Annotated in this window: 17 protein-coding genes; 9 read left to right on the plus strand and 8 right to left on the minus strand. The window is 63.9% G+C overall.

Translation table 11 applies throughout. The annotated features are described in order from the left end of the window. Positions 1 to 32 precede the first annotated feature (32 nt). Positions 33 to 578, minus strand: a complete 546-nt coding sequence (locus C4S71_RS06595; RefSeq protein WP_086511493.1) for a carboxymuconolactone decarboxylase family protein — start codon at positions 576 to 578, stop codon at positions 33 to 35. A 142-nt stretch (positions 579 to 720) separates the two neighbouring features. Between C4S71_RS06595 and C4S71_RS06600 the strand changes: the two genes are divergently transcribed. After that, positions 721 to 1,626: a LysR family transcriptional regulator gene (locus tag C4S71_RS06600; RefSeq protein WP_103968627.1), complete on the plus strand. Its 906-nt coding sequence runs from the start codon at positions 721 to 723 to the stop codon at positions 1,624 to 1,626. Here the strand turns inward: C4S71_RS06600 and C4S71_RS06605 are convergent. Both C4S71_RS06605 and C4S71_RS06610 read right to left on the minus strand, forming a co-directional pair. Then, a complete protein-coding gene (locus C4S71_RS06605) occupies positions 1,623 to 2,060 on the minus strand; it encodes a VOC family protein (RefSeq protein WP_103968628.1) in 438 nt (145 codons plus the stop codon). The two genes, C4S71_RS06600 and C4S71_RS06605, sit on opposite strands and share 4 nt — an antisense overlap. Positions 2,061 to 2,141: 81 nt before the next feature. After that, on the minus strand, positions 2,142 to 3,101 hold the full coding sequence (locus C4S71_RS06610; protein ID WP_103968629.1) for a helix-turn-helix transcriptional regulator: 960 nt from the start codon (positions 3,099 to 3,101) through the stop codon (positions 2,142 to 2,144). A gap of 140 nt (positions 3,102 to 3,241) precedes the next feature. Between C4S71_RS06610 and C4S71_RS06615 the strand changes: the two genes are divergently transcribed. Both C4S71_RS06615 and C4S71_RS06620 read left to right on the plus strand, forming a co-directional pair. Further along, positions 3,242 to 3,985 carry a glutathione S-transferase family protein gene (locus tag C4S71_RS06615; RefSeq protein ID WP_103968630.1) on the plus strand — a complete coding sequence of 248 codons (744 nt, stop codon included), beginning with the start codon at positions 3,242 to 3,244 and terminating at the stop codon, positions 3,983 to 3,985. An 87-nt stretch (positions 3,986 to 4,072) separates the two neighbouring features. Continuing rightward, complete coding sequence (locus C4S71_RS06620) at positions 4,073 to 4,531, plus strand: cupin domain-containing protein (RefSeq protein ID WP_200825249.1); 459 nt, start codon at positions 4,073 to 4,075, stop codon at positions 4,529 to 4,531. Between the two features lie 107 nt (positions 4,532 to 4,638). On the opposite strand, the gene C4S71_RS22465 is transcribed toward C4S71_RS06620, so the two are convergent. Further along, complete coding sequence (locus C4S71_RS22465) at positions 4,639 to 4,809, minus strand: hypothetical protein (protein WP_160113363.1); 171 nt, start codon at positions 4,807 to 4,809, stop codon at positions 4,639 to 4,641. Positions 4,810 to 4,944: 135 nt separating this feature from the next. On the opposite strand from C4S71_RS22465, the gene C4S71_RS06625 reads away from it, so the two are divergent. After that, on the plus strand, positions 4,945 to 5,817 hold the full coding sequence (locus C4S71_RS06625) for a DMT family transporter (RefSeq protein WP_103968632.1): 873 nt from the start codon (positions 4,945 to 4,947) through the stop codon (positions 5,815 to 5,817). Between the two features lie 21 nt (positions 5,818 to 5,838). On the opposite strand, the gene C4S71_RS06630 is transcribed toward C4S71_RS06625, so the two are convergent. Continuing rightward, positions 5,839 to 6,189, minus strand: coding sequence for an antibiotic biosynthesis monooxygenase family protein (locus C4S71_RS06630; RefSeq protein WP_103968633.1), 351 nt, complete (start codon positions 6,187 to 6,189; stop codon positions 5,839 to 5,841). Positions 6,190 to 6,241: 52 nt separating this feature from the next. Further along, on the minus strand, positions 6,242 to 6,658 hold the full coding sequence (locus C4S71_RS06635; protein WP_103968634.1) for a VOC family protein: 417 nt from the start codon (positions 6,656 to 6,658) through the stop codon (positions 6,242 to 6,244). A gap of 194 nt (positions 6,659 to 6,852) precedes the next feature. On the opposite strand from C4S71_RS06635, the gene C4S71_RS06640 reads away from it, so the two are divergent. The 3 genes from C4S71_RS06640 to C4S71_RS06650 all read left to right on the plus strand — a co-directional run bounded on the left by C4S71_RS06640 (position 6,853) and on the right by C4S71_RS06650 (position 9,335). Next, entirely contained in the window at positions 6,853 to 7,254 is a 402-nt protein-coding gene (locus C4S71_RS06640; RefSeq protein ID WP_103968635.1) for a DUF2000 domain-containing protein, read from the plus strand. 466 nt (positions 7,255 to 7,720) lie between these two features. Beyond that, the gene (gene ada, locus C4S71_RS06645) at positions 7,721 to 8,830 is read left to right on the plus strand and encodes a bifunctional DNA-binding transcriptional regulator/O6-methylguanine-DNA methyltransferase Ada (RefSeq protein WP_103968636.1); all 1,110 of its coding nucleotides are present in this window, start codon (positions 7,721 to 7,723) and stop codon (positions 8,828 to 8,830) included. Next, a complete protein-coding gene (locus C4S71_RS06650; RefSeq protein ID WP_200825250.1) occupies positions 8,823 to 9,335 on the plus strand; it encodes a GNAT family N-acetyltransferase in 513 nt (170 codons plus the stop codon). Before ada ends, C4S71_RS06650 begins: the two co-directional genes overlap by 8 nt. Before the next feature lies 1 nt (position 9,336). On the opposite strand, the gene C4S71_RS06655 is transcribed toward C4S71_RS06650, so the two are convergent. Continuing rightward, on the minus strand, positions 9,337 to 9,879 hold the full coding sequence (locus tag C4S71_RS06655; RefSeq protein WP_103968637.1) for an Lrp/AsnC family transcriptional regulator: 543 nt from the start codon (positions 9,877 to 9,879) through the stop codon (positions 9,337 to 9,339). A 67-nt stretch (positions 9,880 to 9,946) separates the two neighbouring features. Between C4S71_RS06655 and C4S71_RS06660 the strand changes: the two genes are divergently transcribed. Both C4S71_RS06660 and C4S71_RS06665 read left to right on the plus strand, forming a co-directional pair. Continuing rightward, a complete protein-coding gene (locus C4S71_RS06660; RefSeq protein WP_235014224.1) occupies positions 9,947 to 11,137 on the plus strand; it encodes an MFS transporter in 1,191 nt (396 codons plus the stop codon). A gap of 4 nt (positions 11,138 to 11,141) precedes the next feature. Next, on the plus strand, positions 11,142 to 11,546 hold the full coding sequence (locus C4S71_RS06665) for a VOC family protein (protein ID WP_086511475.1): 405 nt from the start codon (positions 11,142 to 11,144) through the stop codon (positions 11,544 to 11,546). On the opposite strand, the gene C4S71_RS06670 is transcribed toward C4S71_RS06665, so the two are convergent. Then, positions 11,516 to 12,319 carry a helix-turn-helix transcriptional regulator gene (locus C4S71_RS06670; RefSeq protein WP_103968639.1) on the minus strand — a complete coding sequence of 268 codons (804 nt, stop codon included), beginning with the start codon at positions 12,317 to 12,319 and terminating at the stop codon, positions 11,516 to 11,518. The genes C4S71_RS06665 and C4S71_RS06670 overlap by 31 nt on opposite strands. Between the last annotated feature and the right edge of the window lie 95 nt (positions 12,320 to 12,414).

Genomic DNA, 12,414 nt, shown 5'->3' on the forward strand with positions numbered 1-12,414 from the left:
GGTGCCGCCCAGGGAGAGCGGCACCGCAACGGTTAGGCAACCGAATTCAGGGTGACCCGGTCGAAGTCGATCTCCACGCGGCTGGCCTTGCCGAGGATATTGGTCAGCAGGTTCAAGCCCACATGGGTGATGATCTCGACGATCTCGCCGTCGCCATAGCCGGCATCGCGCACGGCCTGCAGCTCTGCCGTGGTGACCTCGCCCGTGTGCTCGACCAGGGCGCGGGCGAAGGCGACTGCGGCAGCGGCTTTGGCGTCCTGGCTGGTGCCGCGGCGATTGGCGGCCATCTCGTCGCTGGTCAGCCCGGCGCCCTGGCCAAGCGTCGAGTGTGCGGAAAGGCAATATTCGCAGCCGTTCTGCTGCGCCAGCGCCAGGGCGATACGCTCCCGGGTTCGCAGGTCGAGACGGCCCGACTTGGCGATGCCGTGCAGGCCGAGAAAGGCCTCCAGCGCCTTCGGTGAATTGGCAAACACCCTCAGGAAGTTCGGCACCACGCCCAGTTGTGACTGAATCGAATCGAACAGTGCCTTCTGCTCGGCATCGGCGGTTTCCAGACTGACGACATTGATACGGCTCATGGCAAAGCTCCTCTTGGTTTGAACGCCCGCTTTATGAGCGGCGTCGCAGCGTGAGCTGCGGACACGGCAAGCTTGCCTAATTTCGAAATATTGAAGAATCGTCATAGAATGCAATTTGTCATTTCTTTTTTCGGAACAATAAATGGATCGCTTTCACCTGATGACGGTATTCCTCGCCGTGGCGGAGGAGGAGAGCTTTGCCGGGGCGGCCCGCCGTCTGGGGCTCTCGCCGCCCGCCGTGACGCGTGCCATTGCCGAGCTGGAGGAGCGGCTGGGCGTGCGGCTACTGACGCGCACGACCCGGGTGGTGAGGGTGACCGAAGCGGGGGCGAGCTATCTCGACGACTGCCGCCGCATCCTGCAAGACGTCAAGGAGGCCGACGAATCGGCGGCGGGGCTTGCCGCCATGCCGCGCGGGCAGCTCAACGTGACCGCGCCGGTGCTGTTCGGCAGGCTCTTCGTGCTGCCGACCCTGCTCGATTACCTGGAGGAGTATCCCGAGGTCAACGCCAATGCGGTGTTTCTGGATCGGGTGGTCAACCTGGTCGACGAGGGTTTCGACGTGGCGGTGCGGATCGGTGAGCTGCCCGACTCGTCGCTACGCGCCGTGCGCGTCGGTCAGGTGCGGCGTGTAGTCTGCGGTGCTCCCAGTTACTTCGAGCGTCAAGGTTGGCCGCAGCATCCGGATGAGCTCGGCCAGCATCGCATCGTCATGGCCAGCGGCATCTCCTTGCAGTCGGAGTGGACGTTTTTCCCCAAGGCTGGAGAGAAGGGAGTGTCGTACCGGGTCAAGCCGCGCCTGGTGATCAACGTCAACGACGGTGCCGCGCAGGCAGCGTCCGCCGGCTGGGGCGTGACGCGTTTGCTGTCGTATCAGATCGCGCCGCAGCTCGAACGTGGAGAACTGGTCACGGTACTCGAGGAGTTCGAGGCGCCGCCGCTGCCTGTGCATATCGTGCATCGGGAGGGGCGCCGCCCGGCGGCCAAGGTGCGGGCCTTCATCGATCTGCTGGCCGGGCGGCTGAGAGAGGAAGCCGTGCTGCGCTAGGCGGCGGCCTGCTCCTCCTTGTCGTAGTTGATCATCCAGGCGACGCCGAATTTGTCCACCAGCATGCCGAAGCGATGTGCCCAGAAGGTCTCATCGAGAGGCATCTGCACAGTGCCGTTGTCGGCCAGCGCATTGAAGAGCTTTTCGGCCTGCTCAACGGAGTCGACTCCTACCGCAATGCTGACGCCCTTGATGCCTTCATAGGATGCAGGGCTGCAGGGGGAGTTGTCGGATGCCATCAGCAGTTGATCGCCGATGCGCAGTCGTGCGTGCATGACAAGATTGCTGGCTTCCTCAGGTATCTCCATGCCTTCGCTGGCGGGCATTTCGGCGTAGGTGGCCAGAGCCTCGAGCTTGGCGTCGAAGCAGCGCTGGTAGAACTCGAAGGCTTCGCGGCAATTGCCGTCGAAGATCAGGTAAGTGGAAAGCTGCATGGTGAATCTCCAGGGGTTGTTGTTGGTACCGCTTCCCTACATCGATTCAACATAGTCGCTTTCGACATGCCCCTTTATTTTTTAACGGCCAGTTGGCATGGCCAGACGCTGGAGGCGGGCGGCCTGCTGGGCAAGGGCGTCGCAAAGCGCCGGTGGATCGAGGATCTCGAAGTCGTAGGGCTGATGGGCGAGCTGGCGAGCGAACCAGCTCAGGCTGTCGGTGCGGGCATGCAGCAGCACGGCGCTGCCGTCGGGAGTGAATACGCCGATATGGCGCCCCAGCTCTTCGACGGCATGGGCGAGATCGGTGTGCAGGCGCACGCTGACGGCGGTGGCGCGGGGCAGGTTGGCGATGCTGCGGGCCAGATGTGCGGCCGGGTCGAAGTCGGCCGGCCTGTCGAAACTGGCCTCGAGCGGGGTGGCCTCAATGATGCGGTCGAGGCGAAAGCTGCGCAGGTCGCGGCGCAAGTGGCACCAGCCACTGACGTACCAGCGTCCGCCGCGGTAGACCAAGCCATAGGGGTTGAGCACGCGCTGGGTGTGCTGCTCCCGGTCGTCGCGGTAGTCGAGCCGCACGCGCTGGCGGGCCTGGGTGGCGGTGGCGAACAAGAGCAGCAGGCGCTCGTCGCCCGGTGCCCTGGCCGAGGGCAACTCCAGCCGGGCGCTCTCGCTCAGCGCCTGTGCTTGCTGTTTAAGCCTGGCGGGCATGACCCGTTCCAGCTTGGCCCGCGCGGTGTCCAGCGCCGGGGCCGTTTCGGCAATGCCCAGCCCTTGAGCGGCGAGCAGCCCCAGCGAGACGGCCAGCGCCTCTTCGCTGGTCAGCATCAGCGGTGGCAGCTTGAAGCCAGGCATCAGGCGGTAGCCGCCGTGCCGTCCCCGCTCGGTGGTGACGGGAATACCGAGCTCTTCCAGCGCCTGGATGTACCGCCTAAGCGTACGGCGGTCGACGCCCAGCCGTTCGGCCAGCTCCCGGCCGCTCATGTGACGGTGGGCCTGCAGCAACTCGAGCAGTGTCAGCACGCGAACGGTGGGATTGGCCACGCTGAATTTCCTTGTCGTAAATAGGGCGTGATGTGTCCTATTTAGCCATTACCTTGCTGACAAGGCCAGGCGCAGAGGGCGCTGGCTTTTCTCACTCACTTTTTTCACTCAGCTTTTCTCTCTCAACAAGGAGCAAGACAATGGAACCCGTTCTCTTCTATGGCGTACCGCAAGGCTGTTCGTTCGGCTCTATCGTGGCGCTCGAGTGGCTGGGCAAGCCCTATCGCCTGTGCCGCATGGAAATGATGGAGCAGCCGTGGGATGCACGCTTTGCCAAGGTCAATCCGCGCTTCAAAACCCCGGCGCTGCTCACCGAAGACGATGAAATGCTGAGCGAAAGCCTGGCCATTCTGCTGCACGCGGCATCGCGCAACCCCGAGCACCCGCTTGGCGTTCGCCACGGCAGCGCGGAAGCCGATCGGCTGCACCAGATGCTGTCCTATCTGGTCTCGGATTTCTTCGCCGCCTTCAATCCGCTGTGGGTGCTATATGACGGTGCCGCTGGCATCGGTCCGCTGGCCGACAAAGGCGTCGACGCCAGTCATCAGGAACTGCTGCTGACGGTCGCCCGCACCGACATCGCCGAGCAGTGCGCCTACCTTGATGGCTTGCTCGCCGACCGGCAATGGCTGCTGGGCGAGCGCAGCGTCGCCGATGCCTACCTTACCGGCGTCGGCCGCTGGGTGGCGTACCACAACCGCAACTACGGTCTGTTTGAGCTGGAAGGTGCGTACCAGAATTTGGCGGGCTACCTGCGCCGGCTGGACGACGATCCGGCGGTGCAGTTCGCCCGCGCCATCGAGCGCGGCGAGCAGCCGACGGGAAAGGGGCACTTCCAGGGCCATGTGAGCCTGCGTGAATTGGAGTCGCGACTGGCTGCCTAGGCAAGCACAAGCTGAGAAAGCCAAGCGCCGCCGGGCACGCTAAGATCAGGCGAAGCCCCGGCGGCGCTCGACTCGATGGAGAACGACATGTACCTATCGGCGCAGGATATCGAAGCTCTTGAGGGCATACGGAAGGTGCACTTCCTCAATGCTCAGGCCGTGCGCATCAACAAGTCGCTGGGGGATGCCGTGGGCATGACTCGGCTCGGGATACACCACATCAGCGTGCCGCCTGGGCATTTCTCGACCGAATACCATTTGCACCATTACGAGGAGGAAGCCATCTACGTTCTCTCGGGGCGTGGGGTGGCCACCATCGGCGAGCGCAAGCAGCCGATCGGCCCCGGCGACTTCATCGGCTGTCCAACCAACGGCGTGGCCCATGAGATGTACAACGACGGCGACGAACCGCTGGTATGCCTGGTGATAGGCCAGCGGCTGGCGCAGGACGTCTCCGACTACCCGCGTCTGGGCAAGCGGCTGTATCGCAACAGCGGCGAATGGAACCTGGTCGATCACGATACCATCGAGCATGTGCCTCGGTAGCTCGTGACCAGCTGTATTCCAAGCGCCCCCGGTAAGTAAGGACTTACCGGGGCGGGTTCGGCTCGTCTGGGCCAAGATTGATCTTCACGCGATTCGTGCTATGTTCGTCAGGTCTGGCAACCGCAACGAGACTGCTTTGACATGACCTTGCCGATACGCACTTCGTTCTCCACGCCGATGGCCGTCCTGGCCATGGCGTCGGTGCGTGCGGCATCTCCACCCCCCGTTTCACCTGTCGCTCCGCCATTCGGCGTTTCGCCGCCAGCGGGGCTCGGCATGGCCGGCGTTTCTCCGCCGCCCATGCGCGCTCTGGGCTGACTCCCAGCCCACCAAGCTGCCTCAGCTTTTGTCGTTCGGCATCGCCTGCTCGATGCCGGCTGAGGCCTGTGCGTTTCTAGACAGGTGATTTCATCATGACGAATCCTTCCGTTGCCTGGGCCGCCCATGCGTCCACGGCGCTTTTCGTGCTGCTGTGGGGCAGTGGCGCCATCTTCACCAAATGGGGGCTGGAACATGCTCCGGCCTTTGCCTTTCTGCTGCTGCGCTTTTCTCTGGCGCTGCTGTGTCTCGCGCTCATTGGGATATACCGACGACGCTGGCTGCCTCAGCCGGGGTCGCGTATCTACGTCGTTGCCACGGGACTGCTGATGGTCGGGGCCTACTCGATCTGCTACTTCCTCGCCATGGCGCAGGGCATCACACCCGGTGTGCTGGCCACCGTGCTGGGCATACAGCCGATTCTCACCCTGATGCTGCTGGAGCGTCGCTTCGCCCCGGCACGAATGGCGGGGCTCTGCGTGGCGCTGTTGGGACTGGTGCTGGTGGTCTATCAGAGTGTGGTGCTGGTGCGCTTTTCCCTGGCGGGCGTGGGCTTCGCTCTGGGGGCGCTGGGCTGCATGACGGTGGGTGCCATCATGCAGAAGCGCATCCGACAAGCGCCCGCCGAGGTGTTGCCGCTACAGTACCTGGCTAGCCTGGTGCTGTGCCTGCCCTTTGCTGCGGTCCAGCCGGTGGCGTTTGCGCCTGCCTGGGAATTCCTGATACCACTGCTGTGGCTGGCACTGGTCATCTCGGTGGTAGCGCAGTTGCTGCTCTATCGATTGATCCAGGCCGGCAATCTGGTCAACGTCACCAGCCTGTTCTATCTGGTGCCGGCGGTCACGGCCCTGATGGATTACCTGTTCCTGGGCAATGCGCTGCCCATGCTCAGCCTGGCGGGCATGGCGCTTATCCTGCTGGGACTGGCACTGGTGTTCCGTCAGCCGGTAGCGACGTCGCAGCGATAGGGTAGGCCAGGCCGCGGGCGTTCATGGAGTGTCATGGCGCTCGCGGCTGTCGGCAGGCGCCTGGTCGCGTTCGTGCATGCCGTAGTCGCGCATCACCGTAGCCACGCGCAGGCGATAGTCGTCGAAGACCACATTGCGGCCTTGAGCCTGGGCCGCACGGTGGCGCTCGAGCTGGCGCCACTGGGCGACGGCCTGCTCATCGCGCCAGAAGGAGAGCGAGAGGATCTTGCCCGGCTGGGTGAGGCTCTCGAAGCGTTCGATGGAGATGAAGCCGTCGATCTCGTCGAGCAGCGGCCTCAGGCTGGCGGCGATATCGAGGTAGTGGTCGCGGCGGCCGGACTTGGGGATGACTTCGAAGATAACGGCGATCATGGCTGTTCCGTGTTGTCGTTGTCATGTGTGCCCGATACTACTCGTGCAGGCTTCAGGTTGCGATCTCGTCGTAGCCGCGATTCAGGAACTGCACGAAGCAGAAGCCGTGGCCGAAAGGGTCGGCCATCAGCGCCAGCTTGCCCCAGCGATCGGTGACGATGGGTTGCTCCTGGGTGGCGCCGGCGGCGATGGCGCGCTCCACTGCGGCGTCGATGTCATTCACTACCACGTCCAGATGCACCGGTGTCCAGTGGCGCGTGTAGTGGCGCTGCGCGCCGGGTACGGGCTCTCCTGCAGCATAGGCCGCTGAGCCGCTGGCCTTGACCAGCAGGTAGATCGGCGCCGGGCCGCCGATCATCTCCACGCCGTCATCGCCGAAGCGGCGGCCGACCTCGAGGCCGAAGGCGTGGACGTAGAAGTCGATGCCGCGTTCCAGATCGTCCACGTCCAGATTGATGAGAAAATCCATGCTGCCTCCTGCCAAATGAGTCAGGCCAACCCGACCATGTGCGAAAAGATAGGCCCTGACCGGTAAGTAAGTGCTTGCCGGAGGTGGTGTCGTCTGGGAAGGGTAGCAGGCCGATGCGGTTAAAAAGGTCAATTTTTTTCAATACTCAACGCGGCTGTTCTTGCAGGCTTCAGAACCAATAAGGAGCCGCCATTATGTCCATGAAAACCGTCATCATCCTTTCTGACAGCTTGTCTGCTGGCCTTGCATCCAACTTTGCTGCCGTCCTTGGCATGAGCCTTGGGAAGCAGGTGCCCGACTTGGTGGGAAGCGATACAACCTCCGCCGATGGCATCCTGCTCAAAGGCATTACCACAGTGCCCCTACCTATTCTCTGCGCTCCTGAGAGTGATCTGCCCGGTCTCTTTGATGCTGCAGAGGAATTACCGATTCGTTTTGCCTATATGCGCGCTGCATTCGAGGCGAATGACTATGCGGACTACATGTTGCGCATCACTTCAACTTCATTCGGTGAGCAAGTGCCCCAGGGAATCCTGTTGGCCGGGCCGAGGAAGGCGGTGGCTCGTATATGCGGTCAATTACCCTTGCTGCGTTAAGGAAACATTGCACAAATGCCTACGCGAGCGAATCGCTGCGTTGCGCGGTGCCGAAGCGTCGGACCGTCGGAATCCTCACATATACCCCATATGCTCCGGTTGACTCGACGCCTTCGGCTTCTCGCCCCTTCGGGGCCAGCCTACGGCTGTTTGTCGCTTCGCTCGGCACTGTGCTCCGTGCGCCTTGCGCTTCATCTCGCTCGCCGATTTGTTCAGCGTCTCCTTAAGCGCCCTATTGGTTGAAGGGGCTAGCGCACAAGTGGGGCTGCTCAGGTAGCGGTACCGTAGGGCGGCATCGCTACCACTCCGCTTCTTGCCGTCAAAAGATGAGCGGCCCGGTGATGCTATGCTGCGTTTGTCAGCGCATGAGCAGTTCACTTTGAAAGCAAGAGACGGAGTGTGCCAGGCGGGGGTCGGGCTCATCCTGAACTCTCGGAGAACGCCGAAGCCACAGCGGGGGCCCGCCATGATCGACACAACCAGCGACTCACTTACCGCCTTCGATTCCGATGAGGCGAAATGGGCGGCAGTATCGAATCGTGATGCGAATGCCGACGACGCCTTCGTCTACGCGGTACGCACCACGGGCATCTATTGCCGCCCGACCTGCCCATCGCGCCGGCCACGCCGCGAGAACGCGGAGTTCCATGCCGACGCGGCGGCGGCCGAGCGGGCCGGCTATCGGCCGTGCCGGCGCTGCCATCCTCAAGAGGGCTCGCCGGCGCAGCGCAACGCCGAGCGCATTGCCCGCAGCTGCCGGCTCATCGAAGCTGCCGATGACCTGCCTTCTCTCGATGAGCTGGCTCAAGCCGCGGGGCTGAGCCGCTTCCATTTCCACCGGGTGTTCAAGTCGGTCACCGGGCTCACGCCCAAGGCCTACGCCGTCGCCTGTCGTGCGGATCGGGTGCGCCAGACCATGACGCAGCGTGAGACGGTCACCGAGGCGATGTACGAGGCTGGGTTCAACTCCAGCGGGCGCTTCTATGCCGGCGCCGACCGCATGCTCGGCATGACACCGAAGCGTTACCGGGCGGGCGGCCAAGGCGCCGAGATCCGCTTCGCACTGGCCGAGTGCAGCCTGGGAGCGCTGCTGGTAGCGGCAAGCGACAAGGGCATTTGCGCTATCTCCTTGGGAGACGACCCTGTAGCTCTGCTGCGCGAGCTGGAAGACCGCTTTCCTACGGCCAGCCTGACCCCCGGCGATACTGCCTTCGATGAATGGGTGGCCACGGTGGCCGGCTTCGTCGAGGCGCCCAAGGGGTCGCTGGCTCTGCCGCTGGACGTTCGCGGCACTGCCTTTCAGCGGCGTGTCTGGCATGCGCTGACCGAGATTCCCATCGGGACTACGCTAAGCTATGCCGAGCTGGCGACTCGTATCGGTTCGCCCAGGGCGGTGCGCGCCGTGGCACGGGCCTGTGCGACCAACACCTTGGCGTTGGCGGTGCCCTGCCACCGGGTGGTACGTAGCGACGGCGCGCTTTCCGGATACCGCTGGGGGGTGGAGAGAAAGCGCACGCTGCTCGAGCGTGAGGCGGCACTGGCGGGTGCCGCAAGACGGGAGAAGGAATATGAGTGAAAAAGTGGCGGCAGCCCTGTCGGTGCGCCAGGCAACCGCAGCGGATGCCTCTCCCATGGGGGCGATACTCAACCCCATCATTACCGCGGGCGGAACCACGGCCATCGAGCGGCACTTGAGCGATGCCGAGATCGCTGAGTGGTTCATTACCGGTGAGCACTGCCTGGCTTGTAGCGTGGCCGAGGATGACACGGGCCGGATGCTGGGGTTCCAGGCCTTGGTGCACCAGGCGGAGCTGCCCGAGCACTGGGCCGATATTGCCACCTTCGCCTGTTCGCCGCCGAGGCCTTCGGGGGTGGGGGTCGCGCTGTTCGGGGCGACGCTTCAGCAGGCGGCAGATGCCGGCATTCGCTGCATCAACGCCACGATACGGGCAGACAACGTCAACGGATTGGCCTACTACACGCGGCTCGGCTTCGAGACCTACGATGTCTCGCCAGGCGTGCCGCTGAAGAACGGCACGCCGGTGGATCGTCTGCACAAGCGCTTCCTGCTTCAGCCCTGACTCAGCGCGCAGTTTCGTCCATGGGCGGCTCTTCCAGTGTCTCGGTGATGCCCGCCTGGGGCGTGCGTTCCAGATAGGTGGAGAGCACCACGTAGCTGCGTGTGGCCTTGATGCCCGGCATGGCGTAGAGCCGCGCGAGCAGGCCCTCCAGTGCCCGGCTGCTGGCGCAGCGCACTTTGAGCAGGGTGCAGGTATCGCCGGCCACCGAGTGGATCTCTTCCAGCTCGGGCAGTTCGGATAGTGCCCTGAAGGTGCGGCTCTTGCTGCCCCCGGTGGTATCGACATGCACAAAGGCCAGGAAAGGCTTGCCGGTGGCGGGGCCGTCCAACACCGCCACCGTACCGCGAATGCGCCCCGTAGCGCGCAGCCGCTTCACCCGTTCGTGCACGGCCGGCGCCGACAGCCCGACGCGGCTGCCAAGTTCGGCGTAGCTGAGCCCGGCGTCTACCGCCAGCTCGCCTAATATTGTTCGGTCGAAGGTATCCAGAGGGCGGGCTTCTGGCCCCTTGTCCCGAACGATGTCTGTTTTTTCAGAATTCGGCATTTTCGTGATTGCTCCGAACGTGATTCTTTTCTTCAATGATAATCTCGAATCGCATTTGGAGCGAACCGTGATCTATCGTCGCGTTCTCCTGCTGACCGCTGCCATTGCCGTGATCGGTGCCAACTCGCTGGCGCTGAGCCCTATCGCCGCCACGGTGGCGGCGTCGTTTCCGGGCCGTAGCGCCGCCGATGTGGTGACGGCCGCGGCGCTCTATGGCCTGGCCACGGCGTGCAGTGCGCTGCTGCTGGCTTCGCTGAGCGATCGCATCGGCGCCGAGCGTGCCTTGACGCGGGCGCTGCTGGTGCTGTCGGCTTCCCTGGGTGCCGCTGCGCTTTCTCCGGCGCTGTGGACGCTGATCGTCGCCCAGGCGCTGGCCGGCCTGGCGGCGGGCGTGGCGCTGCCGGCGATCTATACCCTGACCGCGCAGGTGGCCGAGAAGGGGCGCGAGAGCCAGACGCTGAGCTTCGTGCTCACGGGATGGACGCTGAGTCTGGTGGTCGGGGTCGGCCTGGCGGCGCTGTTGGCCGATCTGCTGCACTGGCGTGCCGTCTTCTCCCTCCTGGCGCTGGCCGCCGTGGGGTTGACGCTGGGGATCTCGCGTTGTCACGACTGGGGCATGAGAACAATCGGTGAGGCGCCGAGCTCCACCCTCAAGGCGTTGCGCATTCCCGGCATTCATTCGCTACTGCTGAACGTCGCGGCCTACATGACGGCGTTCTACGGCTTGTACACCTACCTCGGCCCGCACCTGGGTGAGGTGCTGCAGCTTCCCACGTCCTTCGCCGGGCTCGCCATTGCCGTCTATGGCTTGGGCTTCGGCGCCGCCGCACCGTTGGGGCGGTTGGTCGACCGCTACGGTGCGAACGCCGCCGCCGGTACCACCTTTGCCGGCCTGATGCTGGTCTACCTTGGGTTGATGGCGGCCGCCGCTCTTCCGCTGGTGATGCTGGCGCTCTGTCTAGCCTGGGGCGTGGCCAATCATCTCGGCTTGAACCTGCTCATGCGTCAGCTTGCCGAGATCGACCCGGTGCAGCGGGGGGCCATCATGGGGCTGTATAGCGCCATCACCTATCTGTGCGTATTCGTCGGCGCGCTGCTCTATCGGCCGATCTTCACCCACTTCGGCTTTGCCGCCTGCGCCTGGGCCTCGGCGATGCTGGTGCTGCCGGCCCTGGGCTGGGCGCTGGGCCAGTGGCGCAGAAAGCAGGCTGAACTACGCTGCCATTCGGAGCATGATAAGTCGGCAAAGGAGGTATAACGGCATGATCGCCTACACCATGGTCGGAACCCGGGACCTGGAGAAAGCGCTGACATTCTACGATCCACTATTCGCTGAAATGGGCTGGGACGTCTGCTGGAAAGATGAGGCCTGCGTCTCCTACGGCAAAGAGAGCGACCTCGACTTCCCCAGGTTTTTCGTCGGCTATCCCTTCGATGGCCAGGCAGCCGGTGTGGGAAACGGCACCATGACGGCTTTCCAATTCGCCGCCCCGGAGCAGGTCGACAGGCTGTATGAAATTGCCATCCGCAACGGAGGCAGTGACGAAGGCGCTCCGGGCTACCGGCCTCAATACGGCGAAGGCTTCTATGCGGCCTATGTTCGCGACCGCGATGGTAATAAATTGGCCTTCGTCGTCTATCCCAGAGAGGCCGATGAAGGGAAATAAACCACCATCCTGAGGTGCCGGTGCTCGTCCACCAGCAGCGTGGTGTGTTCATACGTCTGCGTAACCGAGTCGGCGTCGATGAGCGTGCCGATGCCGTAGCGATAGGCTTCGTGGTTGGGTTGCTCCCACCAGCGGCGAAAATCCGGCGCCAGTTTGGCGAGCGCTTCGATCAGCTCCTGCATGGCCGGGTCCTCTGGGGCGGCGGCCAGGTCGCAGCGGAACTGGGCCAGCAGACGGGCGGCGTCCTGGCGCCAGTCGGGGAGGCGCCTGCGCAGCGCCGGGTCGGCGAACAGCAGGCGCATCATGTTGCGCTCGCCGGGCTCCCTGTCGCTGAAGCCGAGCAGGGCATCGGCCGCGGCGTTCCAGGCGATGACGTCCCAACGCAGGTTCATCACGTAGGCGGGCCTGGGCATGTCGTCCATCAGCCTCTGTACCAGGGGCGGAATTTCCTGCCACTGGTAGGCTTCCACCGGCGGCGGGCGGCGGTGGGCAAGCAGGAACAGGTGGCAGCATTCGGCGTCGTCGAGCTTGAGCGCCTTGGAGACTTTCAGCACGAAGCTCTCCGAGACGTTGATATCGCGCCCCTGCTCGAACCAGGTGTACCAGGTCAGTCCTACCCCGGCGAGGGTGGCCAACTCCTCGCGTCGCAGCCCGGGCGTGCGCCTTCGCCCGGTGGAAGGCAGACCGACATCGGCCGGCGTCAGCTTGCTGCGATGATGGATCAGGAACTCGGTGAGTTCGCTGCGGGTTCTGTCGAGGCTGCGTCCGGCCATGGCAGTGCTCCAGGCAGTTACCTGTAGTAATAGGATAACTGGCTATATTGTAACCCTATCAGTATGGGCCAAGACTACCATGCCAACCCTATGGA

It is taken from the genome of Billgrantia desiderata, from assembly GCF_900108215.1.
In the GTDB taxonomy this organism is placed as follows: Bacteria; Pseudomonadota; Gammaproteobacteria; order Pseudomonadales; family Halomonadaceae; genus Halomonas; species Halomonas desiderata.

Coding starts and splice junctions, on each gene's coding strand:
- C4S71_RS06595 (WP_086511493.1), bottom strand. CDS start 578: ATGAGCCGTATCAATGTCGTCAGTCTGGAAACCGCCGATGCCGAGCAG.
- C4S71_RS06600 (WP_103968627.1), top strand. CDS start 721: ATGGATCGCTTTCACCTGATGACGGTATTCCTCGCCGTGGCGGAGGAG.
- C4S71_RS06605 (WP_103968628.1), bottom strand. CDS start 2,060: ATGCAGCTTTCCACTTACCTGATCTTCGACGGCAATTGCCGCGAAGCC.
- C4S71_RS06615 (WP_103968630.1), top strand. CDS start 3,242: ATGGAACCCGTTCTCTTCTATGGCGTACCGCAAGGCTGTTCGTTCGGC.
- C4S71_RS06620 (WP_200825249.1), top strand. CDS start 4,073: ATGTACCTATCGGCGCAGGATATCGAAGCTCTTGAGGGCATACGGAAG.
- C4S71_RS22465 (WP_160113363.1), bottom strand. CDS start 4,809: ATGCCGAGCCCCGCTGGCGGCGAAACGCCGAATGGCGGAGCGACAGGT.
- C4S71_RS06625 (WP_103968632.1), top strand. CDS start 4,945: ATGACGAATCCTTCCGTTGCCTGGGCCGCCCATGCGTCCACGGCGCTT.
- C4S71_RS06630 (WP_103968633.1), bottom strand. CDS start 6,189: ATGATCGCCGTTATCTTCGAAGTCATCCCCAAGTCCGGCCGCCGCGAC.
- C4S71_RS06635 (WP_103968634.1), bottom strand. CDS start 6,658: ATGGATTTTCTCATCAATCTGGACGTGGACGATCTGGAACGCGGCATC.
- C4S71_RS06640 (WP_103968635.1), top strand. CDS start 6,853: ATGTCCATGAAAACCGTCATCATCCTTTCTGACAGCTTGTCTGCTGGC.
- ada (WP_103968636.1), top strand. CDS start 7,721: ATGATCGACACAACCAGCGACTCACTTACCGCCTTCGATTCCGATGAG.
- C4S71_RS06650 (WP_200825250.1), top strand. CDS start 8,823: ATGAGTGAAAAAGTGGCGGCAGCCCTGTCGGTGCGCCAGGCAACCGCA.
- C4S71_RS06655 (WP_103968637.1), bottom strand. CDS start 9,879: ATGCCGAATTCTGAAAAAACAGACATCGTTCGGGACAAGGGGCCAGAA.
- C4S71_RS06665 (WP_086511475.1), top strand. CDS start 11,142: ATGATCGCCTACACCATGGTCGGAACCCGGGACCTGGAGAAAGCGCTG.
- C4S71_RS06670 (WP_103968639.1), bottom strand. CDS start 12,319: ATGGCCGGACGCAGCCTCGACAGAACCCGCAGCGAACTCACCGAGTTC.